The sequence below is a fragment of the Asticcacaulis aquihabitans genome (assembly GCF_032490435.1).
Lineage (GTDB): Bacteria > Pseudomonadota > Alphaproteobacteria > Caulobacterales > Caulobacteraceae > Asticcacaulis.
Genome location: NZ_JAVGWM010000004.1, coordinates 458,459 through 483,201 on the forward strand (window position 1 = coordinate 458,459; position 24,743 = coordinate 483,201).

Consider the following 24,743-nt stretch of genomic DNA (forward strand, 5'->3'; position numbering starts at 1 on the left):
GACTACAACCGGTCAGGAAACTGTACGACGGTGATGGGTTTGTCCGTTTTGCTGCTGAGCGCAGTGCACAAACGAAACCGGGGAGCCCTTATAGTTCCATTCGCAAAAATATGAAAGGGCTTTTGATCGGGCGGATCAGGCGCTCGATCTGGTGTGTGTTTAGCCCTGCATCTGGCCGGGCACAGGGGGTTTGGGGGCGGTATCGGGATCGGTCAGCTTGATGTCGATCAATTTGATCCCCAGGTCTTTCGCTTCCAGGGGGACGGGTTTCAAGGTGTGCGCCTCCGACCGACCGCGAACATTTTTGCTGACATTGGCCGATACGACGGTTGTCTTGGTCTTACGGCCCGGCTCTTCGATCAGGAAGCGAATTTTCAGCGTCTCGCCACGCATGACCGAGGCCGGCAGGCGGATGGTGTTGAGTGTGGCTGTGTGGTCGAGCATGATTTCGTCCATCTTCACATCGTTGATGACCACGCTGACCAACACCGGCTTGCGGCTCTTGGCCTTCAGGGTGAGATCGAGTGCCTTCGGGCGCGGCGTATCGAACTGGACGTGCTTGATCGGAATGCGCAGGTTGGCCTGAGGCCCTTCGCTCCAAACACCGTCATATTCCGGACGCGACCAGTTTTCGTCGAGCAGGCAGGTGCCTTGGTCAAGCCAGCCGAAGCGGACTTCGGGGCGCAGCGGCGTCCATTCCGGCGCCGGCAGGTCGAGATTGGCGCCTTCCGGTGGAATGATCCAGACGCCGTCGAGCATGCGCAGCTTCGGCCACAGGGACTGCGGCGCGTCGCATTGCTTGAGGAAGACAAACAGATGGTCGGTGCGCACTTCGCCGCGTTTGAAGGCGTCCTGGCTGGCTTCCTGATTGGCGATCTGGATCAGGTTTTCGCGGGCCGCGTACATGGTGTTGACTGGCTTGACCTGAGAGGTCGCGCGCCATGTCAGTTCGTAGAACAGGCGGTCGTTCAGGTGGACATTGGTCGGATAAAAGTCGATCCCCTTGGCGGCGCTGACCAGTTGGTCCCATTCGGGACTGGGGGTTTCATGATACTGTTCCGTGCTGGCGGCCAGCGCGGTCGCCTTACGCATGGCGCGCGACATGCCGGCTATGTCATAGGCCTGAACCACCAGGACGAGCGGCAGCAGGATGGCGATGGTCTTGGGGCGCGATTTGAAAAGCACCACCAGCGCGGTCACGATCAGCAGATAGGTAATCGGCCAGGTCAGGCGGCCTGAGGCGCGCAGGACGGCGGCGGGGCCACGCAGTTCATCCGGCAGTTTGAATTTCCAGACATCGTATCCGTAGAACTGCGCGTGGTTCGATACGGCGATGAGCAGCAGTATGAGAAATGGCGCGGTGAGCGGGCGCAAGGCAGCGATAAAGCTGCGCGATTGGCGGGCTTCGGGCTGCGTGAAATAGAGGATCGCTGCGGCTACGACCAGAACAATGAGGCCGAAGCCAAGATACTGATAGCCCTCGAACGATTGCCCGCCATCGAGCGGCCACGCCTTAAGGACGGACGAGAATTCCGGCTTGACCGGATTGAACCAGCCATCGAGCGGGAAGGAGTAATAGCCGTAGCCGCCGGCGCCCGGGCTCATGCCCTTGGTAAAGCTGCCCGCAATGAACAGGGCCAGGATGGCCCAGGCCAGGGTGAATACGGCGCGCACAACAGCATCGACCAGAACCCACGGCTTAGCCTGCAATTTACGCTCGACGAGGCTCAGGCCGCTGAAGAAGCGCTTCAGGCAGTCGCCGCCCCATATGGCCGCAACCATGAACAGGATATAGGGGTGGATCAGACCGGTGACGAACAGCAGGGCGCTATAGCCGAGCATCTTGGCGCCGTTGCGGAACCAGCTTAAGGCAAAGCCCAGCCCCTTGCCCGTCGGCAACTGATCGTCGCGGACATTAATGAAGAGGTGCAGGCCCCACAGAATGAGCCATTGCGCCACAAGCGTGTCGTGACGCATGCGGTAATAGAGCATGGGCAGGGCGGACAGGGCGATGGCCCCGCCGAGCGCGGCCCAGCGATTGGGGGCATGGGGGCGGATCAGCTTATACGCAAAGGTAAAATGCATGATCACGCAGAACAGGAACCACGGTCCGATATACTGGAAATTATCGGGCAACCAGTGACGGAAGGTCTTGAAGAAAAAGGCGAACAAAGGGTTCGAGTCGGTCGAGATAATGGTGTTGCCGACCGGCGCACCCAGGAGCGTTTCGTGGTTGAAGGTCGACCATGGCATGTGGCGGAAGGCGTTCCAGCCGAGCACGTGCTGGCCCCAGTCCTCATCGAGCAGCCACAGGATGCGCGTCGGATTGAGAACGTTCAGATCAAAAAAGGCGGCGAACAGAAGGAGCGGCGCAATGAGGCACAGGCCGCGATGCAGACCCGTCCATGCCTCCGGCGGCATGCGCCTGACGGCGGCTTGCGTTTTCGCAAAAAGCGGGCCGGGACGGAGCCAGGTCGGCAAGGTCATAGTGTCTCTACTTCAGGATCAGGAGGTCGTCAGTGTGCAGCAATCGTGCCCAAACCGGGGCTTCTGCCCGGACCGCAAGGCTTTTTTGCGGCACCTTATACGGTAAAGGTAGTGATTTTTTGCGCTGCAATCATACCAAAATCCGCGAAGTTCACAAGCGTGTGATCCAGTGACTTTTTGTTACGCCTAAATGGAAAGGGCGAGGACCGAAGTCCCCGCCCTATTAACCTGAGCTGTTAAGCCGCTCATGGCGACGGTATCAGGCATATTCCTGCAACGGACGGACATCCAGCTGGTTGTCGCGGCCGCTCTTGATGGCGCGGGTGGCGGCGACGGCGCCGGACGCCGTGGTGTAGTAGGGGATCTTCATCATCAGGGTGGTGCGACGGATCGAGAAGCTGTCGGCCAGGGACTGCTTGCCTTCGGTCGTGTTGAAGACCAGGTCGATCTCACCGTTCTTGATGGCGTCCAGAATGTTCGGACGGCCTTCCAGCACCTTCTTGACGGCTTCGATTTCCAGGCCCTGGGCCTTCAGGTAATCGGCCGTGCCGCCCGTGGCGACGATCTTGAAGCCCAGATCGATCAGTGTACGGATCGATTCGACGACGATCGGCTTATCCATGTCCTTGACCGAGACGAAGACGCGGCCCGATTGCGGCAGGCGAACGCCCGACCCCTGCTGCGACTTGGCGAAGGCGCGTGAGAAGGCATCGATCATCTCTTCGCCGTCACGCACCCAGTCCAGGCCCATGACTTCGCCGGTTGAACGCATTTCCGGCCCGAGAACCGTATCGACATTGGCGAAGCGCGCGAACGGGAAGACGGCTTCCTTGACCGCGACGTGGCGGTAGTCGCGCGGCTTAAGCCCAAAGCCGGCGAGGGGCTCACCCGCCATGACCTTGGCGGCGATGCCGGCCAGCGGCTGGCCCAGGGTCTTGGCGACGAAGGGCACGGTGCGCGAGGCGCGCGGATTGACTTCCAGCACGAAAATCTGCGGATTTTCCGAATAGGGATGCAGGATGGCGAACTGAACGTTCATCAGACCGCGCACGTGCAAGGCCTTGGCCAGTTCGACCGTCTGGCGCTCCAGCTCCTTGACCGTTTCCGGCTTGAGCGAGAAGGGCGGCAAGGAGCAGGCGGAATCGCCCGAGTGCACGCCGGCTTCTTCGATATGTTCCATGATGCCGGCCACGAAGACATCCGTGCCGTCAGCCAGGGCATCGGCATCGACCTCGATGGCGGCGGACAGGTACTGGTCGATCAGGACCGGGCTGTCGCCCGACACCTTCACGGCCTCACGCACATAGCGGGTCAGTTGTTCGTCGTCGCGAATGATTTCCATGGCCCGGCCGCCCAGGACGTAGGAGGGGCGGATGACGATGGGATAGCCGACCTCATGCGCCGCCTTGAACGCTTCTTCGGGCGTGCGGGCGATGGCGTTGATCGGTTGGGTCAGGTTGATGTCGCGCAGCAGGTGCTGGAAGCGTTCGCGGTCTTCGGCCAGGTCGATGGCGTCGGGCGAGGTGCCGAGGATCGGTATACCTTCGTCTTCCAGCGCCTGGGCCAGCTTCAGCGGCGTCTGGCCGCCGAACTGCACGACCACGCCCTTGAGCGTGCCCTTGGACTGCTCGACATGGATTAGTTCCAGCACGTCCTCGGCCGTCAGCGGCTCGAAATAGAGCCGGTCGGAGGTGTCGTAGTCGGTCGAGACGGTTTCGGGGTTGCAGTTGACCATGATGGCCTCAAGCCCGATTTCCTTGAAGGCAAAGGCGGCGTGACAGCAGCAATAGTCGAATTCGATGCCCTGGCCGATCCGGTTGGGACCGCCGCCGAGGATGATGGCCTTGGCGCGGTCCGACGGATTGGCTTCGCATTCCGGCACCTGGCCCAGGGCGCCCGATTCGTAGGTCGAATACATGTAGGCGGTCGATGAGGCGAATTCGGCGGCGCAGGTGTCGATGCGCTTGAACACCGGACGCACGTTCAGTGCCTGACGGGCGGCGCGGACGTCCTTTTCTGACTTCCCGGTTAGGTGGGCGAGGCGGGTATCGGAGAAGCCCATGGCCTTGAGCGTGCGGAACGCCTTGGCTGATGTCGGCAGTCCGAGCGCGCCGATCTTGGCTTCTTCGGAGACGATGGTTTCGATCTGGCGCAGGAACCACGGCTCGTATTCGCACGCGGCGTTGATGTCTTCGACCGACAAGCCGTGACGGAAGGCCTGGGCGATGACGCGCAGGCGGTCCGGCGTCGGACGGCCCAGTTCCCGGATCACGGCGTCGCGGATGGCGTTGAGGTCTTCGGCGGTCTTTACGCCGGGAATTTCGATCTCGTCGAAGCCCGACAGGCCGGTTTCCAAGCCACGCAGCGCCTTCTGAACCGATTCGGCGAAGGTGCGGCCGATGGCCATGACTTCACCGACCGACTTCATCGACGTGCCGAGCAACGGCTCTGAGCCTGGATATTTTTCAAAGGCGAAACGCGGGATCTTGGTGACGACGTAATCGATTGACGGCTCGAACGAGGCGGGCGTGGTCTTGGTGATGTCGTTTTGCAGTTCGTCAAGGGTGTAGCCAACGGCCAGCTTGGCGGCGATCTTAGCGATGGGGAAGCCGGTGGCCTTGGACGCCAGGGCGGACGAACGCGACACGCGCGGGTTCATTTCGATGACGATCATACGGCCGTCGCGCGGATTGAGCGCGAACTGCACGTTCGAACCGCCGGTTTCGACGCCGATTTCCCGCAGCACAGCCAGGGAGGCCGAGCGCATGATCTGGTATTCCTTGTCGGTCAGGGTCAGGGCAGGGGCGACGGTGATCGAATCCCCGGTGTGCACGCCCATCGGATCGACGTTTTCGATGGAGCAGACGATGATGCAGTTGTCGGCGGTATCGCGCACGACTTCCATCTCGTATTCCTTCCAGCCGAGGATCGATTCTTCGATCAGCACTTCGGTGGTCGGAGACAAGTCGAGGCCGTTGGAAACGATGTCCTTGAATTCTTCCATGTTGAAGGCGATGCCGCCGCCGGTTCCGGCCAGGGTGAAGGACGGGCGGATGACCGCCGGCAGGCCGCCAATGCTGGCGAGGCCGTCCATGGCCTCTTCCATGGTGTGGGCGACGGCGGACTTGGCCGATTCGAGGCCCAGCTTGTCCATGGCGTCGCGGAACTTCTGGCGGTCTTCGGCCTTGTCGATGACCTCGGCCTTGGCGCCGATCATTTCGACATTGTACTTCGCCAGTACGCCGGAGTTTTCCAGGGCGAGGGCGGTATTCAGCGCGGTCTGACCGCCCATGGTCGGCAGAAGCGCGTCCGGACGTTCCTTGGCGATGATTTTTTCGACGAATTCCGGCGTGATGGGCTCGATATAGGTGGCGTCGGCGATGTTCGGATCGGTCATGATCGTCGCCGGGTTCGAATTGACCAGGATGATGCGGTAGCCTTCCTCGCGCAACGCCTTGCAGGCCTGAACGCCGGAATAGTCGAACTCACAGGCCTGGCCGATAACGATCGGACCGGCGCCGATAATGAGAATGGACTTGATATCTGTGCGTTTGGGCATCTCGGTCTTTCGTACACATATAGCGGGCTGCGACGGGCACAGTCCGGTGAGAATATACGCCTGTCGGCGCTGCATGTTTTATGGCTAAGCGGGTGCTTTAGTGGCTTAGGGATGGCAACGCAACCCTTGAACAAGATTTTTTAGAGTCTTTATCACGCGGGTCAGTTTTCAACCGACAGAAAATACCGGAGCTGCTAAGAGCTGCATCATTGGTGATCAACGCCGCGCCAAAACCGCTAAGGAAAGGGCTGTACTCATATTTGAGTTATAACGTCGGCGATGTCGCATTTGAGTGCTTTAGAAACATTAGCTCGGCTAACGGCTGTAAATTTTCGCCTTAATGCCGTTAAGATAATTGTAATAATCATAACCCCAATCGACAACAAATCCGCCATCATTGGTAGAGGATATACCGACGGGCGTGATCAGCCCAACATCCGACGTTATTGTAAACTCAGTTCCGATTTTCAGGCCTGAACTATCGAATATTTGACCGTTTAGGATGTTATTGGCATCCATCCATATGACGACAAAGTTTGAATTATTTAAGCTAATAATATTTGGTGTATATCGTGCCCCAGAGGTTGAGGCGGCATTAATTTGACTACTTAAGGCTATGCCTTGGGAATTAAAAATCTGTACAGAGATGCCTGTGTTCGTTGTAACGCCTGACACACTCTCGTAATTTTCCCATGCTAAGGCAAAATTACTACCTGACAAGGCTGTTATAACTGGGGTGCAGGGGCAGTTTGGCACTAAAGTGATTTCACTGCTGCTTTTTAGCCCGGATGCGCTATATTTTTGGGCGGTAATGGATGCGTTCGTAATATCGCCCTTTGTGTCCGCATTCTTAACCACCATAATCTCGCTATTAGTCAGGCCAGCAAGGCTATAGGTGAAGACTTTCTGGCCGACAGGTGAGCCGATCTCAAACTCCGTCCCACTTGTATTAAGCTGGGAATCTAAAACCTGAGCCTTATACGTTACGGGTGCGTTAAGACTGGAATCAGCGTAACTGCTCCAATTCGCTAGGAAACCCCCAGAGGTTAGGTTTTTAACTTTGATGTCTTTGATATATTTATAACTGGATGACAGCAGCAGTTTATCACTACCAGTTTTCTGCCCTCCGGAATCGTAGGTCTGCGCATATAATATATTGTTGGTAGGCAGATTAGTAGACGCGGAAACAACGGAAGCTGTCCAGAACGTTATAAAGGATCCGCCTGTCAAAGGGGATATATCTGACAATAACGCCTTCTGAGAGCCAGTATTTAGCGCCGACGTTGCGGGTACAATTTCAGATGTAATTGCAGTGCCGGTAGCGTTGTACAGCCGAAATATGCCACCAATGGTGGGTTTTGAAGTGGTAATATCGCCATTGTCATTCCATCCTAACACAAAGCTGCCATTGCTAAGTCCCGCAACGGTTGGTCCGGAAAAGCGAGATTGCGACGGCGAGTTAACTGTGAAGGTCGTGCCCGCAGAAAAAGAAGCGGATGAAGAAGACGACGAGGATGACGAGCTTTGGCCTGGCGTGGAATTTCCGCCATCACCGCCACCGCAAGCCCCAAGGCATGCAATGGCCGCTATGAGTATTATGCAACCCACCTTTTGTGCATTTGACAAATTTACCATACCAATGCCCGCCCAGTTTCTGATTGCAAAGAATAACTTAAGGTTGTTTGAGGCTATGTTGCTGTCGCTGACGTGTCAATATTTAGCGAAAATTTGTGACTTTTTTTATGATGGATACGTCGCCGAAGCGCTCCTACAGAAAAACGTGTGAGCAGAATAAGTTGAGAGTGGCTTCAAATCGGCGTCACATATCGTTGTGGTCACCTTTAAGCAGCAAAGAGGTCGCACAGTCGGCGCAGATATTACACTGGCAGGAGCAGATAAAAGATTGCGTAAATTCCCGTTTGAGCCACATCATCTAGTGAAGTGGAATAGTATTTAATAACGGACCCGATATTTGCGGTGATAACATCCGTTAAACCGTTGCCACCGTGGCGGTACGCATGTTCTGGGCGAAGCGCTCGAACAGGTAGAGGCTATCAACCGGGCCGGGCGAGGCTTCCGGGTGGTGTTGCACCGAAAAGACCGGTTTGCCCGTCATGGCGATGCCGCAATTGGAGCCGTCGAACAAGGAGACATGGGTTTCGACGACGCCTTCGGGAAGCGAGTCGCGGTCGATGGCGAAGCCGTGGTTCATCGACACGATTTCGACCTTACCGGTCGTTTCGTCCTTGACCGGATGGTTGGCGCCGTGGTGGCCCTGGCTCATCTTGATTGTCCGAGCGCCCAGCGCGATGCCGAGCATCTGGTGGCCCAGGCAAATGCCGAAGATCGGCAGGCCGGCCTCAACCAGCTTGCGGATGACGGGCACGGCGTATTCGCCGGTGGCCGCTGGATCGCCCGGACCGTTGGACAGCAGCACACCGTCCGGGCGGCGGGCCAGGATGTCCTCGGCCGTCGTCTTGGCGGGCACGATTTCGACGTCAGCGCCGATATCGACCAGCGCGCGCAGGATGTTCTGCTTGACGCCGTAGTCGATGACCACGACCTTGAAGTCATGCTTGGTAGCGGGGTTGAAGCCTTCCGGCCATTGCCACAGCCCGGTGCTATAGGCCGCCGATTGCGCCACGGTGGCGTCGATCGCCAGGTCGAGCCCATTCAGGCCTTTCCAGTCGCGGGCCCTGGCCTTGAGGGCTTCCAGGTCGAACTGGCCAGTCGGCGAATGGGCGATGACGCCGTGCGGCATGCCGTTTTCGCGAATTGTCTTGGTCAGGCTGCGCGTATCGATGCCGGAAATGCCGACGATGCCGCGTGCGGTCAGCCAGTCGTTGAAGCTCATGTCGGACCGCCAGTTGGCCGGCGGGGTCGGTGCGTCGCGGAAGATGGCGCCCTTGGCGGCGCGCTTCGGATCGTTACCCAGCTGTTCGACATCGTCCGAATTGACGCCGACATTGCCGACGTGCGGGAAGGTGAAGGCAATGATCTGTTCCATGTAGGACGGATCGGTCAGGATTTCCTGATAGCCGGTCATGGCCGTGTTGAAGCAGACTTCGCCGAGGGCGTCGCCAACGGCGCCGCAGCCCAGGCCCTGATAAACCGTGCCGTCGGCCAGGACCAATACACCCGTGCAACCTTCCAGAAGTTCAGTTGTCATGGGGTATCATCTCCTTTGAAATTACAAACGGCAGGCGTGCATGCAAACGGCGGCACACATAGGGACATGGGCCGCGGTTATCAAGTGTTAATTGTGTGCCGGACATCACGAATATACAGGCCGAATATACAGGCGCCGTAAGCAAGGCGCCGCCGCCTTCGCGAATCATCTGTTAGTATGTGTTAATTCCGGTACCCAACCGGCAATGCGAAAGTTTATAACACCCCCGTGCGTTTCGACGATCATTTCCTGGAAGAGCTGAAAAATCGCCTGCGACCGTCCGAGGTCATCGGCAAGAGCGTGAAGCTGCGTCGCAATGGCCGCGAATGGGTCGGCCTGTCGCCCTTCACCAAGGAAAAGACCCCGTCCTTCTACGTCAACGACCAGAAGCGCTTTTATCACGACTTTTCCTCCGGCAAGCATGGCGACATCATTTCCTTCCTGCAGGAAACCGAGCGCCTGAGCTTCAATGAAGCGGTCGAGCGTCTGGCCAGCGAGGCCGGCATGGCCCTGCCGGTCGAAACGCCCCAGGCCAAGGCGGCGGAAATCAAGCGGCGCGGCCTCAGCGACTGGATGGATCTGGCGCACAAATGGTTCGTGGCCCGTTTGCAGGACAAGACCCCGGCGGCCCAGAACGCCCGCGATTATCTGGAGCGGCGCGGCCTGTCGGCGGAAGACATCGCCACCTTCGGCCTGGGCTATGCTCCGCGCGACCGCACGGCCCTTAAAGATGCCATGGTTCAGCGGGGCGCCAAGGTATCCGAACTGGTCGAATGCGGCCTTTTGATCGAGGTCGAGAACGGCTCGGCCCCCTATGACCGGTTTCGCGACCGGCTGATGTTCCCGATCGAGGACCAGCGCGGCATCGTCGTGTCCTTCGGCGGGCGGGCGCTCAATCCCGACGATAAGGCGAAATATCTCAACGGTCCGGAAACGACCCTGTTCCACAAGGGCCAGATGCTGTTCGGCCTGCCCAAGGCGCTGAAACTGCTCGGCGCCGAGGAACAGCACGCCGAACTGGTCGTCGTCGAAGGCTATATGGACGTCATCGCCTGCCAGCGCGCCCATGTCGCCGCCGTGGCCCCGCTCGGCACCGCCCTGACCGAGGAGCAGATCGACATCCTGTGGCGCCGTCATGAGGAGCCGACCCTGTGTTTCGACGGTGACAAGGCCGGCCAGCGCGCCGCCTTCCGTGCGCTCGACCGCGCCCTGCCCAAGCTCAAGCCTGGCCGGTCGTTCAAGGTGTGCCTTTTGCCGGGCGGCCAGGACCCGGACGATCTGTTGCGTGAAAAGGGGGCGCTGGCCCTGCGCGAAGCGCTCAAGGAAACCAAGCCTTTCGTCGAAGTCCTGTTCGCGCGTGAGGCCGAGGCCGAGCCGCTTGATACGCCCGAGCGCAAGGCCGGGTTGAAAAAACGCCTGCGCGCCCTGGCGGCCCAGATCGAGGACAAGGACTTGGCCGACAGTTACCGTCAGGACCTCCTGGAACGTTTCGATGTCCTGGTCACGCCGCAACGGCCGGCCTTTCAGCCGCGCGCGCCCTTCGTGCCGAACGTTGAGTTCAAGGGGGGCAAGGGCAATTGGAAGAAGGGCGAGACCTATATTCCGCCCGCCATGCAGGAATCGAAGGTGGCGGCGCAAAACCTGTCGGCGGCCCTTGACCCGACATCTGCCAGCATCGCCCAGGGATTGATCGAAAATCCTGAGTGGCTGATGGACCAGGTGGAGGGGCTGGAAGCCTACGGTTTGGGCGAAGAGGCCCTGATGCCGCTGTCAGCCGCGCTGGTTGCATTGAGTTTTCAACATGAAGGGCTTGACAGGGACGGTTTGAGTCGCCATCTGCACAAACAAGGACTTGGAGCATTGTTAGGCGAGATTCAGAAGGCGGCCCTTAAAGCTGGCGCGCCATTCCTATCGAAGGACCTATCTCAAGCTGATGCCCACGCCCGCTGGATACAGGCGTTCAACGCGGTCTCGCGTTTGACGGCATTGGATCGTGCCTTGAATTCGGCCCGCGAACAGGTGGGAACAGAATTTTTTTCACGGCTCAAGCTGGAACGCGATGCCCTGCGGAAGTCCTTGCGAAGCGGACAAATCTGGCAGGACGAGGCCCCCTAAAAACCGTGCAGAGTCATGTGGTTAAGGGTTCGTTTAGACTATGCCGAATATGACACATGTGCCGTATCCGCAGGCCGCGGATACAATGCGGAGACCCATATGAGCGTGACAAAATGAGCACACAGACGGAAAAACCTGAAAACGACTCCCCGTCCGATGGGCCCTTGCTCGACCTGACCGATTCCGCGGTCAAGAAATTCATTAAGGCCGCCAAGGCGCGCGGCTATGTCACGATGGATGAACTGAACAAGGTTCTACCATCGGAAGAATTTACCTCGGAACAGATCGAAGACACCCTGGCCATGCTCACCGAAATGGGCGTGAATGTCATTGAGTCCGAGGAAGAGGCTGCCGAGGGCGGCGAAGTCGTGGTTCGCGAAGAGGCCGGCGCGGTGGTGGAAACCACAAAGACGTCGAACTATGACCGCACCGACGATCCCGTCCGCATGTACCTGCGTGAAATGGGATCGGTCGAACTGCTGAGCCGCGAGGGCGAAATCGCCATCGCCAAGCGCATCGAAGCCGGTCGCGACACCATGATCCGCGGCCTGTGCGAAAGCGCGCTGACCTTCGAAGCCATCATGATCTGGCGTGAGGAACTGGGCTCCGGCCGCATCCTGCTGCGTGAAATCATCGATCTGGAAGGCACTTACGGCGGTGGCCCGTCGGAAGGTCCGCCTCCGGGCGCCCTGGGCGAAGAGGTTGAAGGCGAAGAGGCTGACGTTGTCGTTCCGGCCCGCGCGGCGCCCGCGCCGGTGGTCAAGGCGCCGGAACCGCCCAAACCGGTCGAAACCAAGGCTGTCGTTGAAGCCAAGCCCGTCGAGCCAAAAAAGCCCAAGGGCGAGGACGACGAGGACGATGATTACGTCCCGATGGACGAAGAAGAAAAGAAGCCTGAGCCCGAAGAAGAAGACGACGACGACTTCGATGACGGCGCAGGTCCCTCGGTGTCGGCCATGGAATCCGAACTGCGCGACGGCGTGATGGCGACGCTTGATGCCATTGCCGGCGAGTTCGAAATCTATCGCGACACCCAGGAAAGGCTGCTTAACGCCAAACTCAAGGGCGAGCCCGTCGATCCGGCCGATAAGGCCGCCTATGATGAGGTCACCTCGACCATCACCCGTCACCTGAAGACGCTCAAGCTCAACAACCAGCGGATCGAAGCCCTGGTCGAACAGCTTTACGGCATCAACAAGAAGCTGATGGGCCTGGAAGGCCGCCTGCTGCGCCTGGCCGACAGCTACGGCATTTCGCGTACGGAATTCCTTCAGGCCTACTATTCGCGTGAACTCGATCCGCAATGGACCGACAAGGTGCGCGACATGGGCATCCGCTGGCAGAAGTTCGTCGATAACGACTCCGGCGCGGTCAACCGCATTCGCGGTGAAGTTACGCAACTGGCCACCGACATGGGCGTGGCGGTCGATGACTTCCGCCGCATCGTCGGCACCGTTCAAAAGGGCGAGCGCGAAGCCCGTCAGGCCAAGACCGAAATGGTCGAAGCCAATTTGCGCCTCGTTATCTCGATCGCCAAGAAGTACACCAATCGCGGCCTGCAATTCCTCGACCTGATCCAGGAAGGCAATATCGGCCTGATGAAGGCGGTCGATAAGTTCGAATACCGCCGCGGCTACAAGTTCTCGACCTACGCCACCTGGTGGATTCGTCAGGCGATCACCCGCTCGATCGCCGACCAGGCCCGCACCATCCGTATCCCGGTGCACATGATCGAAACGATCAACAAGATCGTTCGCACATCGCGCCAGATGCTGCATGAAATCGGCCGCGAACCGACGCCGGAAGAACTGGCTGAAAAGCTGGCCATGCCGCTGGAAAAGGTCCGTAAGGTCCTGAAAATAGCCAAGGAGCCGATCTCGCTCGAAACCCCGATCGGCGACGAAGAGGATTCGCACCTCGGCGACTTCATCGAGGACAAGAACGCGGTCCTGCCGATTGATGCCGCCATTCAGTCGAACCTGCGCGAAACGACCACCCGCGTGCTGGCGTCCCTGACGCCGCGCGAGGAACGCGTTCTGCGCATGCGCTTCGGTATCGGCATGAACACCGATCACACCCTGGAAGAAGTGGGCCAGCAGTTCTCGGTCACCCGCGAACGTATTCGCCAGATCGAAGCCAAGGCGCTGCGCAAACTGAAGCACCCGAGCCGGTCGCGCAAGCTACGGTCGTTCCTGGATTCGTAAGTTTTACCATCGATGCACACATAAAAAGCTCCGGGCTAAGGTCCGGAGCTTTTTATTTATGTGAATGGCGACCATTCCCTCTGGTGATCGCTTGTCGGCGCGGCTTCAGGCCGTGGTCAGGTGCGCGCTGAGCGGCGTCACGTTCAGCTTTGTGGGTACTTTCAGCGAAATAACCTCAGACGACACCTGTGGCTGGACCGCCACGCAGGCTTTGAACGTCTGCGTCATGTCATCCAGAAGGGCTTGTTTACGGCGGCGCTTACGGCGCGTTCGTGACTTATGGCCGCCCGCCACGCTGTCGTCGTCAGGCGTTGCCGCGGGCATGAGGTAGAATCCGTCACGTCTTTCCCCGTGATTTTTCTGCCAAAGCTGATCGTAGACGCTGACATGGGCTTCGGGTTCTGCATGGACGACCGGCTGGGCCGCCGCTTCGACCCCGCAAATCGACGAGATGCCGAGGTTCTGGCAGATGGCCTTCAGCGCGATCAGCAGCAGGGAGGCCGCATTGATTTCACCGTTCATCTGGGCAGCCTGACGCACCTTTTCCGCCGTGCCGCGCACGCCTTGCGAACCGCCAATGAAGGCGACCTGGGCATCTGTCATGCCGAGCAGGACACCGGGCACGAAGGCGAAGCTGAGCCGGTAGAGCCGCTCGCCACCCAGCCGGTAGTCCAGTGTCAGGTCGCCTTCCAGCATGGTGCGCACCGGCAGGCGCAAGGTGATGTCCTGATGGGTGTCGCCGCTGCCCGACTGCCACAGGACAAGGCCGTTCCTGACCTGCGGCACGAAGGCCTTGAGGCAGAAGGCGGTGTCGAAGAGGTGACACAGGTGCGACTGAATGGTCAGGCGTTGCGCGGCCGTAAAAAAGGTCGCCAGATAGGGCGTGACGAACTTGCGGTCGAAAAACGGATCGCCCCTGACGATTACCTGGCCGTACTGGCTGCGCCGCAGTCGGGCATAGTAGCGACCGTACGCGGGCAGATTGAGGGCGAGGGTTATAAGGCGTCCGGTCCGGTGATGCGGATCGGTCATCACTTGCCAGGCATTGCTCACGCCGGAAAACAGGCCGGCCCGTGGTGCCGGTAACGCAGAACGCATACTAAAACCTTCCCCCGAAGCCCGTCATCCCTCGGTATGGGGATGCTCATAAGTATGACACGGCGAAAGTGCGTAACCCGTAGGGACCACGACAAAAATATGACGGGACCGCATGTGCCCCGACGTCACGTGTTCGGGCGGCTTACGCCTCTGGATACCGCTCGGATATTTCGGCGAAAAAGGCGTCGGCCAGCCGTTTGAAATCGGGCACGGTCAGGCGAATGTCATCGCCGTTTTTCAGGCCAAGGACGGTTGTAGACGGCGAAAGCGCGATATGGCCGTCCGACTGGAATTTGTGATGATTGTGCATGATGCAATCGCTCAGGGCGCGCACCTCGTTGATCGGATCGCCATCCCGGCTTTCCGCCTCCGGGGGTATGGCGTCGAAATAGTGGTCCATGGCCAGGACGAGGTTGCGTAGAAAGACGGGTTCGAAGGCGTCGCGGGCGGCGCCCATGGCGGCCGTGTCCTCCCCCGTCTGGGCGGCAATAAGAAAGGCGTGATAGGTCGCCAGTTGCAGGTCGATCTTGGCGCGGGCGTCGGCGATGTAGGCGGCGCTGTAGCTGGTGAGGTTAGGCATCAGTGATCCATTCTGTTGACGCTCCAGTTCACAACCGGTCGGCGGAAAATGTCAATAAATAGCAATTGAATGTCCATCCGCGGACTTCCACATTGACGCTTTATAACGAAATGTCATCCTTTGGCTCATTCGCTGATGGGAACCGGCGACGCGTATCAGCTGGGATGTTCGGGGTAATGCCGCTTAGTAAACTTTCGCCCAGTGAGCAGGCTGATTTTTTCCGTCTCGTCCTGGATTCGACGGTCGAAGGCGTGTGCACGATGGATGCCGCCGGTCGTGTCACCATGTGCAATTCCGCCTTCATCACCATGTTCGGATTCGATGCGAGCGATCAGATTGTCGGCACTATCGTTCACGACCGTATCCGTTTGCGTCCTGAGGGCGATGTCCATTCGCCGCAAGACTGTCCGATTTATCAAACGGTGTCGAGCGGCGAAGGCTGTCACATCCCCTATGAGCTGTTCTTTCGTGCCGATGGCAGCCGTTTTCCCGTCGAATACCGCGCCCAGCCGATGCGTCAGAATGGCGAGATAAAGGGCGTCATCTGCACCTATGTCGACATTTCCGACCGCGTTGCCCGTGATGAACGCATCGCCAATATTCAGACCGTGGCCGACAGCGCCTCCGAACGGATCAATCTGGCGCTCGATTCCGGCGCGGTGGTCGGAACCTGGGTATGGGACATCGCGCGCGACCTCATCATGGGCGACGAACGGTTCGCCCGTGCCTTCAATCTGCCGCCGGATGACATTCAAAACGGACTTCCTGCCGGCGAGACCTATAAGGCCATCCATCCCGATGATCGCTACCGTCTTGCCGAAGCCTTTCGCGCCACTCTCGAAGACGGCGCGCCTTTCAGCATGGAATACCGCCTTCGGAGAGCAGATGGCTGGTTGTGGGTCGAGGCCAGCGGCGCAGTGGAACGCGATGCTGCGGGCACGCCCGTCCGTTTCCCGGGCGTATTGATCGATATAGACCAGAGAAAGCGCACCGAACGGGCCCTGGAAGAGAGCCATTCCCAATTACAAATGGCCCAGAAGGTTGGCGGCATTGGCGTTTTCGTCACTAGAGCGGACGCCGACCAACTGAGCGTGTCGGAAGAATTCTGCTCCATTTTTGGCCTTCCGGTCGCGCCTACCGCCTCACTGGTGGAGGTTTCCAAGCTTGTCCTGCCTGAGGACAGGCTGGCGCGGTCGACACCTGAGGACCGGGCGCGTGGCACGACGCAATTGGAGACGGAATACCGCATACGGCGTCCGTCGGATGGCGCCATTCGGTGGATTTACCGGCGCGCCGAATTTACCCGCGACGAGGCGGGCAAGCCGCAATATCTGGTCGGTATGGTGCAGGACATCACCGAACGCAAGACGGCCGCCTTGCGCCTGAAAGAAAGCCAGGACTATCTCAACCTGATGCTGGAAAGTGTTCAGGATTACGCGATTATCTCATTGGACGAAGCGGGCCGTATCGTCTTGTGGAACCCCGGGGCGCAGCAGATTTTCGGTTACAAGCCGCAAGAGGTGCTGGGCGAGCATATCGAGCTCATTTTCACGCCGGAAGACCGCGCACACGCCGCACCGCGCACCGAACTGGCCATGGCGGCGACCAAGACCCGCGCCTCGGATGAACGCTGGCATTTGCGCCAGAACGGCGACCGCTTCTACGCCTCCGGCACCATGTCGGCCATGTATGACGAAGACGGTCGCGTAAAGGGCTTCATCAAGATTTGCCGCGACATGACGGCCCAGCAACAGGCTCAGGAAGCCTTGCTCGAGGCGCGCAACGCCGCCGAAGCCGCCAATATCGCCAAGACGGAATTCCTGGCCAATATGAGCCATGAAATCCGTACGCCGATGAACGCCATTATCGGCCTGACCACCATCCTGGCAAAAAGTCAGCCCCTCAGCCCGCGCCAGATGGAATATCTGCGCACCCTGTCGTCGAGTGCCGACAGTTTGCTAGCCTTGATCAATGATCTGCTCGATATCGCCAAGATCGAGGCGCGCACGGTTGAGCTGGAGCATATTCCCTTCAGTCTGACCCGCCTGTTGCAGGAAGTGACGTCGATGATGGCGGTTCAAGTGCGCGAAAAGGGGCTGACCTTTACTGCCGAAGGCGACTGTATCGAAGAACGCGTCTTCATGGGCGACCCGACCCGCCTGCGCCAGATTATCGTCAACCTGTGTTCCAACGCGATCAAATTTACCCACACCGGCACCGTCCATGTGGCCATCACCTGTGAGCCCGGCGACACAAAGGACAGCGAATATGTGACCCTTTCGGTGCGGGATTCCGGCATAGGCATTCCCCCGGAAAAGCTGGACACCATTTTTCAGAAATTCGTTCAGGCCGATACATCGATCAATCGCAAATATGGCGGCACTGGCCTTGGCCTCACCATAACCAAGACCCTGACCGAAATCATGGGGGGCGCCATTTCGGTCGAAAGCGAGGTTGGCGTTGGTTCGACTTTCGTGGTTCGCATTCCGCTGAAGGTGGCGACCGGAGACCAGGTGGCGCGAACGGAATATACCCTGGCGGCCATATTGAACAGCACGGTGGAAGCCGCGCTTCAGCCAAAGGTCCTGCTGGTTGAGGACTATGAGCCCAATATCGTGGTCGCCTCGGCTTTTCTGGAAGATTTCGGCTACTCGGTCGATGTCGCCCATAACGGCATCGAAGCCTTCGAAAAGACCAAGGCGGGCAGCTATGTGGCCGTGCTTATGGATGTCCAGATGCATGGCATGAACGGTTTGGACGCTACGCGATTGATCCGCGAATGGGAGGCCACAGAGGGGCGCCCACCGTCGCGCATCATCGGCATGACGGCCCATGCCCTGGCCGGCGATCGGGAACGCTGTCTGAGCGTCGGCATGGATGACTACATCGCCAAACCGTTCCGGCCTGAGGAATTGCGGCAAAAGATCGCCGCCGGCGTCCCGGCCTAGAGTGCGCGTTAGAGGGCGAGCCGCAGATAACGCACGCCCTTGCCGCGATCGGCCAGTACCGCCCGGCCGACCTCAACGAAGCCCAGCCGGTCGTGAAATGCATCCGAACCGGGGTTGGGCGGATCATAATTGACCTCGCATACCACCTGACTGTGGCCGTCCGCCCGTGCCGCCGCAAATACCGTATCGTATAGCTGCCGGGCCAGGCCTTCGCCGCGCCGTGTGTCCGATACCACGATGCGATCAACATAGACGAAGCGATCGTAGCGCGCCTTGAACCACAGGAAGTTGGGGCTGTCATAGTCGCTCGCCTGATCGCACACGATGACCAGGCCGTCGCCGTCATCGACGGTGGCGGCCAGATGGGCGCCGCCGATCAGCCGCTCCAATGACGCGAGGGACAGCGAGGACAGGGCCTCGGCATGGTCCTGGTTGAGACGATGGAGGTTTGCCAGGAGCGCCGGATCCAACGGGGCGGACAGGCGGGTGATGGCGGGAGACTTAGCAGCAGGAGATTGGGACATGCGCCCAGTAGAGCGGCACGCCACGGCGTGGTCAACCGTAAGCGCGCCTAACCGATGCAGATAATTTAATTCATTTGTATCGACCGGCGGTATCTTTATGTTCCGCCGTGCCGAAGCTCAGCCTACACGGGACAGCCATGCCGCATTTCGACCTGCCCGCCGTCCTGTCCGGGCTGGACATCAATCCGCTCTATTCGCTGTCCGGCCTGATGGTCGGTGTACTGGTTGGCCTTACCGGGGTTGGCGGCGGATCTTTGATGACGCCGCTTCTGGTTCTGCTGTTCCATGTCCATCCGGCCACGGCGGTTGGAACGGACCTGTTGTATGCCGCCGTCACCAAAGGGGTGGGGACGGCCATCCACGGCACCAAGCGCACCATAAACTGGATGATTGTTGGCCTGCTGGCTCTGGGGTCCATCCCTGCGACGATCGCCACCCTGTTCGCCATAAATCACTTCGGCAAGTCGGCGGCGATGTCGTCTCTGATCACCCATGTCCTGGGTTACGCCCTGTTTGTCACCGCCGCCATGCTGCTTCTGCGCGATATTCTTCAGCGTCTGGCGGCCCGGCGTCAGCAAAAGGCCGAGGCGGATCACCAGCCCCTGCATACCGGCCGTCGCGCGATATTGACCATCCTGACCGGACTGGTCCTGGGCTTTCTGGTCTCGCTGTCGTCTGTCGGAGCCGGTGCACTCGGCGTCACTGCGCTGATCCTGCTTTACCCGCAACTGCCGACGGTCAAGATTGTTGGCTCCGACATCGCTCACGCCGTGCCCCTGACCCTATTGGCGGGCATGGGCTATCTGTTTATCGGCAATGTCGATCTCAATATGCTGGCGTCGCTGCTGATCGGCTCGATCCCCGGCATCATCCTAGGCTCGCTGTTCGCGGGCAAGGTGCCGGAAAAGGTGCTGCGCGGCCTGCTGGCCACCGTTTTGACCCTGGTAGGCTTAAAGCTGGTCACGGGATAAGGATATCGACCTGTTCCCATTGATAATGGCTTTCACCGTCGTCCGTGGTCTTTTTTCGCGTGTCCGCGCTGTTCTGGTGCGCGGCTTTCATCAGAAGCGGCAGGAAGTTGTCGATCTCTTCGCGCGAGTTGAAATCGCAGTCCTTTTTGGGTTCGTCGTCCTCGTTTTCCATCCCCATGTTTTCCGTAACTGGGCTTCCCGCCACTGTGTCTTCAGGTGTGTGCGCGCTTGCCGGCAGGGCAGAGGGTGTATAGCCCGTCCGCATATCGCAACTGAGGACCATGAGTTCTGCATGGGTTGTGCTTTTGGGGGCGAAGCGGGCTGATTTTGGAAAACGCAGGACGGCGTAAGACGATCGATCCGACGTCCGGAACACGTTGGCGCCCACAAGCCAGTAAGCCTGTCCGTCAGTCACACCGCCATCGAATGCCTGCCAGGTTATAAGGGCATCGAGACTTTTTTCGGGGCTGACGGGCGTGATGGGCAGGACGGCTGTGTCCGTGGCATTGCCATGAAAAATCTCAATCGGGGGCGCTTTGTCGTCCGGGGATGTCGATACCAGACGGACAATCGGCGCATCGCCAAACGGTGAGGGGGCGCGGGCGAGATCCGGGCCGATAGGCATCCCGCCGCAACTGGCCAGTCCGGTCGCCAGAACAGCCATGATTAAGCCACGAAACCCCTTGTTCGGCATATTCGTCGCACTCCTGTTTAGGAGGGAGAAGGCTATATCACGAATTCGTGATCGTCAATGCGAACTGTGGAGGGGACGTCACGGTCCGGCGTTGTATTCCCCGCTTATCAGATTCTGCTTGTGAGGTGTTGTTTTGCCGTTAAGTTAGGTTAACGGCCTTTTGTGTGGGGTATCGGGCCGTATGGGGGACTAATCGATGCGCAGGCAATTCCGGTACAAAGAGACGCGTTTCAAAGTATGGGCGGCGGTGGCCGTCGCCGTGAATCTGTGCGTCGCAAGTGTGTGCGCCGCCGCGCCCGCCGTGGCTGAGCCGCCGGCCTCAAGCTCTGGCACCGCCATCGCCATCATGCAGGCGACGAGCGCCATCCAGGCAGGTGATTGCGAAGGCGCCCTGGTGCCGCTCAACCAGCTCTGGCACGATCCCTACCTGGAACAGAATGACCCCGCCCTGGCGGCGCAGGTTCGGTTCCAATTGATCGGCTGCACGCTGCAGACGCGTGGCATTGCCGAGGCCCTGGCCCTGTCGACGGAAAACGTATCGCGCGCGCGTGACATCAATGCCTATGACGCGCACGTCTTCCTGCAATTGCTGAACGATCAGCCGGACGCCGCGGCGACAACGCTTGAAGCCGGCATGGCGAAATTCCCTGACCAGGCGCCGAGCCTGACGGACCTAAGCGTCATTGGCGTCCTGCTGCACTTCCATGACAGCCAGCCCGCGCGGACCCTGGCGCTCATGAACCGGCTGGAAGAGGTCCATTGGCAGATTCATAACATCGCCGGGCGGCCCCTGATCGGCCTTTTGCGCCTGGAAGGTCTGCGCGCCTCGGTGAAGAGCAACGACACGGTCCATGCGGACCTGTATCGCGCGGGTTTGAAAACCGACAGCCTCTTCTATGTCCTCAGCCAGGGTGATGCCGATATCAGTGCCGCCGACGTGCCCGCCCTGCCGGTCGGCCCTGTCATTGCGCGTGAAATCGACGACGTGAAACGCGTCGTTGCCAGCAATCCCGCTGACCTGTTCTCTCTGAGCTACCTGATGACGCTGGAACAGACGAACAACCAGAATTCCCTGGCCCTGACCCAGCTTGAGGGAATTCTGGCCCTGGTCGATCAGTATGGGCTAGACAAGTTCGGTTCGCCGGAAACCTATCCGGAACTGCTGACCACGCGCGCTGAGCTGCTTGCCAATGTCGGCCGCTATGGTGACTCCGGCGTCGCCTACGAAGAGGGTGCGAAAAAGCTGGGGGCCGAAAAGGCCAGCCCCCTTATGCTGTCCTATATGAACTTTCTTATCGATCGGGGACAAGAAAAGACCGCCTTGGCTTTGATCCCGCGCATTGATCTCAAAGGGCTCGACGATGGTGGCAAGGCCATGCTGGTGATGAACGACGCCTGCGCGCAAGGCTTTTTGGGCGACAAGGCTGCGTTCGCCAGCGATATGAAGGTGCTGGAGGGGTTGGGCCTGTTGCAGATCAAACCCTATCTGTGCGCGGGCGACACCGAAAGCGCCGCCAAGGCCTTGATAACCGCCATCAACGATCCGGCCAGCCGCGACGAGGCCATTGTGTTCCTGCAATTGGGCCTGTCCGGCCTGTCCTATAGCGAACGGGACGCCAAACTGGTCGCGTCAATGCGGGCGCTGAAGCAACGTCCCGATGTCCAGGCGTCCGCCAAGGCCAACCGCATCCTTATCCGGAGCTGGGATATCCGTCTCCACTAGGGCATTGATGCGCTAGTGGAAGGTGTGGGTCAGGCGGCGTCGCATGTAATGGCGATCGGGGCGGCTTTCGCCGCCTCTACCGTGCCGTTGAATTCCGTGCATTTCAACTGGTTCGCCGTCCCGGCGGTGGCGGCCGAATAGACCCGCAGTGTCACCGAGGGTTTGCCGTCCGTCGCGGTGCTCAGCACGTCCGGATCTATGCCCTTGCCGGTCAGCTTGACGGTCTGGGTGCTGGCGTCGATGTCGACCTGATCCATGCCCAGATCGATTTGCCCGGCCTCATTGACCTTGTCCTTGGCGGTGTCAAGCGGTGCGCCGTGATAATAGGCTTCGACGGTCGCTTTCTGCGCCAGAGACTTGAGTTTGGCGACAGCGGCAGGCGTGAAGGTTATGGCCGCCTCGTAGCTCATGTCGGCCATCTGGGCGCCGCCGGCCTTTTCCGGCTGGCTGCCGCACTGGCTGAGCATCACGCCCATCAGGACAGCCGAAGACACGAGCAGGGCGGGCTTGAAATGACGAAAGGGCATGACGGTTTCCTGTAGCAGAGATCGATCGCGACGGCCCCGATGCAAGGGGCGTCGTTATAAAGCACTTGGCAAAGGCTGTAGTCGATCGTGCCGTGATACGCCAGTCATAAAACTGTCACAAATATCAGGCGGGACCGCAATAGATGGCGACGGGCTTTGCTTGGGCCGTCTTGACGTAGTCCTGGAACACGCTGCACTGGACCCGTCCTGCCTTGTCCTTCACCGTGATCTGCACCAGGGGCGATCCGGTGTTGATGTCCTTGACCCGGTCTTTCGGCATGCCATCGCCCGTCATGTGCACCGTCTGGTCGCGCGGGGCGACCTCAACCGTATCGGTGTTGAATTCAATGGCGCCGCCGGCATTGGCCAGATGCATGGTTTCGGGGACCGGCAGTCCATAATACTTGGCCGAAATCGTCAGGGTCTGGGCCTTCGCTGCTGCCTCCGGTTTGACGTGCAGGGCGATATCGTAGCTGAAATCGACCGGTTTCGGCGCGGCCGGGGCGGGCGCCTCTGCTGGCTTTGGCGAGCACTGACTGAGCGCCAGTATGGCAGTGACTATAACGGCTTTGCGGACCATGGCGTTTCCCCTGTTTGGTCCAGTTTAGCCTAAGACCGGGCGGAAACCAATCCACTGCCCGTGATCTTCAGCACCGGCGTAAAGGTCGGTTTGATGCCGGGTGACAAGGCAAGCAAAGGCATGGTGATTCGCGCAAAACTGAGTGTCGTGGTCGTCGGGCCTGTGTATGGTCGTGTTGTCTTTTGGCGCTTGGGGCGCGCCCTTGGCCTTTATAGCGTCAAACAAACCTCCCGTTTTCAAGCCTTTTTTGTATGATTTTCAGCCAGCTGGTTTTGTTTTCATTTCTGAAAACTCAGGGCACCCCTTTTGATAAGTGAAGCGATTTGCCAAGCGCGAAATTGCGCCCTATACAAACGTTTACACGGCAATAAATGCTCAGAATACGGCACAGGGGACCCATGGCGCGCAAGCTGGGACGACGCGGAGGCAATATCGTCACCATTCATGACGTGGCGCGGCATGTCGGCGTGTCGCCCATGACCGTGTCGCGGGTCATCAATGGCGAAAAGAATGTGCGCGAGGAGACGCGGGCCAAGGTGATGGCCAGTGTCGAGGCGCTGAACTATTCTCCCAATCTGGCCGCCCGCTCCCTGGCCACCCAGGACTCCGCCCGCATCGGTTTGCTTTACTCCAACCCGTCCGTGGCCTTCCTGTCGGAATTTCTCCTCGGCATCCTGTCGGAAAGCTCGCAAAGCGGTGCGCAACTGCTTATCGAAAGCTGCGAAGGCCCGGAAGGGGCGACCGTCGCCCTGGAAAAGATGAAGGCCGGCGGTTGCGATGGTGTCATCCTGTCGCCGCCGCTCAGCGATTCGACGCGGGTCGCCAAGATTCTCAAGGACATGAACCTGCCCTTTGTCGGTGTCGCCATGGCGCGGCCCGACACGACCGTTTCCTGCGTCACCATCGACGATTTCAAGGCGGCCAAGGCCATGACGCGGCGGTTGATCGAACTGGGCCACCGACGCATCGCCTTTATCAAGGGGCATCCCAATGCCTATGCCAGCCAGATCCGTTACGATGGTTTCCTGGCTGCCATGGCCAAGTCCGGGCTTGAGGTCGACGACAATTTCGTGGGCCAGGGCTATTTCACCTATCGGTCCGGCTTTGACGCGGCCGAGCGTCTGCTCAGCCACAAGGACAAGCCGACGGCCATTTTCGCCTCGAACGATGACATGGCCGCCGGCGCTGTCGCCGCGGCGCATCGCATCGGCCTGGACGTCCCGGATCAGGTGACGGTGGTGGGATTCGACGATACGGCCATGGCCTCGTCCGTCTGGCCCGAACTGACGACCGTGCGCCAACCCATCTCCGACATGGCCGGTCTGGCGGTGCGCCTTCTGCTCGACCAGATTCGCGCCTATCGCATGGGGAAACCGTTCGAAGCCGTGCGCGAAGTGCGTGATTTTTCACTTATCGAGCGCCAGTCGTCGGCCGAGATTCCGGAAGCTTAGGGGGCGTCACGCGTTTTTGCAAAAAACATATTTTTCTTGACAGACGCGGCGTTGTGCCAGATTGGTAGCGCTAACAATAAAAAGTGGTCCGTCAGCATGTACGGGCCTGTCAA

At 59.4% G+C, this 24,743-nt stretch carries 17 protein-coding genes; 7 read left to right on the forward strand and 10 right to left on the reverse strand.

The window, feature by feature from the left end:
• Positions 1 to 159: 159 nt before the first annotated feature.
• The 3 genes from RCJ00_RS16535 to RCJ00_RS16545 all read right to left on the reverse strand — a co-directional run bounded on the left by RCJ00_RS16535 (position 160) and on the right by RCJ00_RS16545 (position 7,444).
• Positions 160 to 2,487, reverse strand: coding sequence for a DUF6311 domain-containing protein (locus RCJ00_RS16535; protein ID WP_316223320.1), 2,328 nt, complete (start codon positions 2,485 to 2,487; stop codon positions 160 to 162).
• Between the two features lie 259 nt (positions 2,488 to 2,746).
• Positions 2,747 to 6,046 carry a carbamoyl-phosphate synthase large subunit gene (carB, locus tag RCJ00_RS16540; protein ID WP_316223321.1) on the reverse strand — a complete coding sequence of 1,100 codons (3,300 nt, stop codon included), beginning with the start codon at positions 6,044 to 6,046 and terminating at the stop codon, positions 2,747 to 2,749.
• A gap of 315 nt (positions 6,047 to 6,361) precedes the next feature.
• Complete coding sequence (locus RCJ00_RS16545; RefSeq protein ID WP_316223322.1) at positions 6,362 to 7,444, reverse strand: hypothetical protein; 1,083 nt, start codon at positions 7,442 to 7,444, stop codon at positions 6,362 to 6,364.
• A gap of 67 nt (positions 7,445 to 7,511) precedes the next feature.
• On the opposite strand from RCJ00_RS16545, the gene RCJ00_RS16550 reads away from it, so the two are divergent.
• On the forward strand, positions 7,512 to 7,832 hold the full coding sequence (locus RCJ00_RS16550) for a hypothetical protein (RefSeq protein ID WP_316223323.1): 321 nt from the start codon (positions 7,512 to 7,514) through the stop codon (positions 7,830 to 7,832).
• Between the two features lie 204 nt (positions 7,833 to 8,036).
• On the opposite strand, the gene carA is transcribed toward RCJ00_RS16550, so the two are convergent.
• On the reverse strand, positions 8,037 to 9,215 hold the full coding sequence (carA, locus tag RCJ00_RS16555; RefSeq protein ID WP_316223325.1) for a glutamine-hydrolyzing carbamoyl-phosphate synthase small subunit: 1,179 nt from the start codon (positions 9,213 to 9,215) through the stop codon (positions 8,037 to 8,039).
• Positions 9,216 to 9,443: 228 nt separating this feature from the next.
• Between carA and dnaG the strand changes: the two genes are divergently transcribed.
• Positions 9,444 to 11,330 (forward strand): DNA primase, encoded by a 1,887-nt coding sequence (gene dnaG, locus RCJ00_RS16560; protein ID WP_316223326.1) that lies wholly within the window; start codon positions 9,444 to 9,446, stop codon positions 11,328 to 11,330.
• 113 nt (positions 11,331 to 11,443) lie between these two features.
• The gene (gene rpoD / locus RCJ00_RS16565; protein ID WP_316223327.1) at positions 11,444 to 13,534 is read left to right on the forward strand and encodes an RNA polymerase sigma factor RpoD; all 2,091 of its coding nucleotides are present in this window, start codon (positions 11,444 to 11,446) and stop codon (positions 13,532 to 13,534) included.
• 105 nt (positions 13,535 to 13,639) lie between these two features.
• Here the strand turns inward: rpoD and RCJ00_RS16570 are convergent, their stop codons facing one another.
• Together RCJ00_RS16570 and RCJ00_RS16575 are read right to left on the reverse strand one after the other, a co-directional pair.
• Entirely contained in the window at positions 13,640 to 14,632 is a 993-nt protein-coding gene (locus RCJ00_RS16570; protein ID WP_316223328.1) for a DUF535 family protein, read from the reverse strand.
• A 142-nt stretch (positions 14,633 to 14,774) separates the two neighbouring features.
• Positions 14,775 to 15,212, reverse strand: a complete 438-nt coding sequence (locus RCJ00_RS16575; RefSeq protein WP_316223329.1) for a hypothetical protein — start codon at positions 15,210 to 15,212, stop codon at positions 14,775 to 14,777.
• A 176-nt stretch (positions 15,213 to 15,388) separates the two neighbouring features.
• Here RCJ00_RS16575 and RCJ00_RS16580 point away from each other — a divergent pair, with 176 nt between their 5' ends.
• A complete protein-coding gene (locus tag RCJ00_RS16580; protein WP_316223330.1) occupies positions 15,389 to 18,160 on the forward strand; it encodes a PAS domain-containing hybrid sensor histidine kinase/response regulator in 2,772 nt (923 codons plus the stop codon).
• An 8-nt stretch (positions 18,161 to 18,168) separates the two neighbouring features.
• On the opposite strand, the gene RCJ00_RS16585 is transcribed toward RCJ00_RS16580, so the two are convergent.
• Positions 18,169 to 18,684 (reverse strand): GNAT family N-acetyltransferase, encoded by a 516-nt coding sequence (locus RCJ00_RS16585; RefSeq protein WP_316223331.1) that lies wholly within the window; start codon positions 18,682 to 18,684, stop codon positions 18,169 to 18,171.
• A 137-nt stretch (positions 18,685 to 18,821) separates the two neighbouring features.
• Between RCJ00_RS16585 and RCJ00_RS16590 the strand changes: the two genes are divergently transcribed.
• Positions 18,822 to 19,655, forward strand: a complete 834-nt coding sequence (locus tag RCJ00_RS16590; protein WP_316223332.1) for a sulfite exporter TauE/SafE family protein — start codon at positions 18,822 to 18,824, stop codon at positions 19,653 to 19,655.
• On the opposite strand, the gene RCJ00_RS16595 is transcribed toward RCJ00_RS16590, so the two are convergent.
• On the reverse strand, positions 19,645 to 20,349 hold the full coding sequence (locus tag RCJ00_RS16595) for a hypothetical protein (RefSeq protein ID WP_316223333.1): 705 nt from the start codon (positions 20,347 to 20,349) through the stop codon (positions 19,645 to 19,647). The genes RCJ00_RS16590 and RCJ00_RS16595 overlap by 11 nt on opposite strands.
• Before the next feature lie 196 nt (positions 20,350 to 20,545).
• Between RCJ00_RS16595 and RCJ00_RS16600 the strand changes: the two genes are divergently transcribed.
• Entirely contained in the window at positions 20,546 to 22,072 is a 1,527-nt protein-coding gene (locus RCJ00_RS16600) for a hypothetical protein (protein WP_316223334.1), read from the forward strand.
• 29 nt (positions 22,073 to 22,101) lie between these two features.
• On the opposite strand, the gene RCJ00_RS16605 is transcribed toward RCJ00_RS16600, so the two are convergent.
• Positions 22,102 to 22,599 carry a hypothetical protein gene (locus tag RCJ00_RS16605; RefSeq protein ID WP_316223335.1) on the reverse strand — a complete coding sequence of 166 codons (498 nt, stop codon included), beginning with the start codon at positions 22,597 to 22,599 and terminating at the stop codon, positions 22,102 to 22,104.
• Positions 22,600 to 22,723: 124 nt separating this feature from the next.
• Positions 22,724 to 23,179, reverse strand: coding sequence for a hypothetical protein (locus RCJ00_RS16610; RefSeq protein ID WP_316223336.1), 456 nt, complete (start codon positions 23,177 to 23,179; stop codon positions 22,724 to 22,726).
• A gap of 398 nt (positions 23,180 to 23,577) precedes the next feature.
• On the opposite strand from RCJ00_RS16610, the gene RCJ00_RS16615 reads away from it, so the two are divergent.
• On the forward strand, positions 23,578 to 24,630 hold the full coding sequence (locus RCJ00_RS16615) for a LacI family DNA-binding transcriptional regulator (protein WP_316223337.1): 1,053 nt from the start codon (positions 23,578 to 23,580) through the stop codon (positions 24,628 to 24,630).
• The last annotated feature ends 113 nt before the right edge of the window (positions 24,631 to 24,743 follow it).

Excerpts from the sequence above, each read along its gene's own strand:
- RCJ00_RS16535 (WP_316223320.1), bottom strand. The coding sequence starts at position 2,487 with ATGACCTTGCCGACCTGGCTCCGTCCCGGCCCGCTTTTTGCGAAAACG.
- carB (WP_316223321.1), bottom strand. The coding sequence starts at position 6,046 with ATGCCCAAACGCACAGATATCAAGTCCATTCTCATTATCGGCGCCGGT.
- carA (WP_316223325.1), bottom strand. The coding sequence starts at position 9,215 with ATGACAACTGAACTTCTGGAAGGTTGCACGGGTGTATTGGTCCTGGCC.
- rpoD (WP_316223327.1), top strand. The coding sequence starts at position 11,444 with ATGAGCACACAGACGGAAAAACCTGAAAACGACTCCCCGTCCGATGGG.
- RCJ00_RS16570 (WP_316223328.1), bottom strand. The coding sequence starts at position 14,632 with ATGCGTTCTGCGTTACCGGCACCACGGGCCGGCCTGTTTTCCGGCGTG.
- RCJ00_RS16575 (WP_316223329.1), bottom strand. The coding sequence starts at position 15,212 with ATGCCTAACCTCACCAGCTACAGCGCCGCCTACATCGCCGACGCCCGC.
- RCJ00_RS16580 (WP_316223330.1), top strand. The coding sequence starts at position 15,389 with ATGCCGCTTAGTAAACTTTCGCCCAGTGAGCAGGCTGATTTTTTCCGT.
- RCJ00_RS16585 (WP_316223331.1), bottom strand. The coding sequence starts at position 18,684 with ATGTCCCAATCTCCTGCTGCTAAGTCTCCCGCCATCACCCGCCTGTCC.
- RCJ00_RS16590 (WP_316223332.1), top strand. The coding sequence starts at position 18,822 with ATGCCGCATTTCGACCTGCCCGCCGTCCTGTCCGGGCTGGACATCAAT.
- RCJ00_RS16595 (WP_316223333.1), bottom strand. The coding sequence starts at position 20,349 with ATGCCGAACAAGGGGTTTCGTGGCTTAATCATGGCTGTTCTGGCGACC.
- RCJ00_RS16600 (WP_316223334.1), top strand. The coding sequence starts at position 20,546 with ATGCGCAGGCAATTCCGGTACAAAGAGACGCGTTTCAAAGTATGGGCG.
- RCJ00_RS16605 (WP_316223335.1), bottom strand. The coding sequence starts at position 22,599 with ATGCCCTTTCGTCATTTCAAGCCCGCCCTGCTCGTGTCTTCGGCTGTC.
- RCJ00_RS16610 (WP_316223336.1), bottom strand. The coding sequence starts at position 23,179 with ATGGTCCGCAAAGCCGTTATAGTCACTGCCATACTGGCGCTCAGTCAG.
- RCJ00_RS16615 (WP_316223337.1), top strand. The coding sequence starts at position 23,578 with ATGGCGCGCAAGCTGGGACGACGCGGAGGCAATATCGTCACCATTCAT.